Annotated in this window: 2 protein-coding genes; both read right to left on the bottom strand. The window is 40.8% G+C overall.

Translation table 11 applies throughout. The features are described from left to right. The coding region (locus NTU69_12735; protein MCX5804371.1) for an MBL fold metallo-hydrolase at positions 1 to 701 on the bottom strand (701 nt) is incomplete at its 3' end. 75 nt (positions 702 to 776) lie between these two features. Continuing rightward, positions 777 to 1,796 (bottom strand): SpoIIE family protein phosphatase (locus NTU69_12730; GenBank protein ID MCX5804370.1); only part of this gene is annotated, 1,020 nt, incomplete at its 5' end.

Here is a 1,796-nt window from a genome sequence, read left to right as displayed (position 1 = left end):
TCGGCATCTCTGAAAAAATCCAGAAAAACATAATCCTCATTATCAACCTCACCTTTGTGTTCACAATCCGTGGAATAAACTATGCTTTTCCTATCCTTCTCAAATCTATAACCATAAGAGTCTCCAGGATGATTCTGTTTCATAACTTTCACTTTAAAACCAGCTATCTCATATTCCTTTCCTGATTCCAGTGTTATAAATCTTATATCAGCCTTCATATATTTAAGGGGTACAGGAAAATAAGGATAATTCTGTTGATTAATAAACACCTGCTCCAGTTCACTGTGACATCCGTAAATATTGACAGAATTACCCTCTATATAGGCAGGGGTAAAAAATGGAAATCCCTGAATGTGGTCCCAGTGTAAATGGGATATAAAAATATTGAAAATATTCTTTTGATTGGGTTCGCCCTTGCTCGAAGATTTCAAAGCATGATTTCCAAAGTCCCTCAAACCGGTACCGCCATCGCAGAGAATGTATTCCTTCCCACCCATTATCTCTACACACGATGTGTTGGTGCCATAGCTTCCCCGTATAGAAAATGGAAGGTCTTTCTCTATGAACTTATCTATTTCCTCATCATTATTAAAGCTATGATCTTTTGACTTTTTAATTGCCCTGAACATTTTTGCCCGAACTTCCTCTGCTGTGACAGATGCGGGCAGCGAACCCCTTGTACCCCAGAAATATACCTTCACATAAACCCCCTTTTGTTTTAGATGAATTCAGCCTTCTTCACAATCAGAATTTCAAAAAAATATCTGCGGTTCATCTTACCTTCCTTTATTACCCTTAAATTGTACTATCATCATGGTAATATCGTCTGACTGGGGAACCTCGTGAGAAAATTGTGTAATCTCACCCATTATGCATTCTATGACTTGTTGAATGGATTCTCCTCTGCATTTTAATATCTCATTTTTCAGGCGTTCTTCTGAAAAGAGTTCGCTTTTCCCATTCATCGCTTCTGTAACGCCATCGGTATAAAGGAAAATGGAATCACCTGGTTGCAAAGTAATGCTCTCCGTTGTATATGTTGCATCATCCATGACGCCTATCACGAGCTCTCCTTTCCCGTCAATAAAGGCTATATCACCCTTATCTCTTATAAGTAAAGGTGGGTTGTGACCTCCATTGGTATAGAGTATTTCCCCGGTCCTAATATTAAGGATACCACAGAAAACGGTTACAAACATATTGAGGTCATTCCCTATACATAGATCCTCATTCACCCTGGAAATGATTTTATCCGATGTAAGCCCGGAAGTAGCCTTTGCCTTTATAAGGGTCTTTGTCAGAGTCATAAACAGGGCTGCAGGCACCCCTTTGCCTGAAACATCGGCAATGACAAAACAAAGATGTTCATTATCTATGAAGAAAAAGTCATAGAAGTCTCCTCCTACCTCCCTCGCAGGCTTTATCGTCGCATAGATATCAAATTCATCCCTGTCAGGGAATGGGGGAAACCTTTTCTGCAGGATGCCCATCTGGATATCGTGGGCAATCTTGAGCTCGCTCTCTATCCGTTCTTTAGAGGCTGTAGCCTCTGTGAGCTCCTCAATATATTCCTTTAATGATGCCTTCATGTAGTTGAACGCTTCTGAAAGCCTTCCTACTTCATCTCGTGTTTTAACCGGTGGTAGTTCGATGTCGAGATTCCCGGCCCCGATATGTTCCGTTGCCTTTGCCATTCCCCTCAAGGGTTCTGTAATCGACCTGGCGATAAATACCACCGCGATGGAAAGGAGAAAGAGCCCAAAAATCCCGAGGAAAATAACTATTTTATTCAGATT

The sequence above is a fragment of the Pseudomonadota bacterium genome (assembly GCA_026388215.1).
Taxonomy (GTDB): domain Bacteria; phylum Desulfobacterota; class Syntrophorhabdia; order Syntrophorhabdales; family Syntrophorhabdaceae; genus JAPLKF01.
This window is presented reverse-complemented; position numbering and strand designations above follow the sequence as displayed.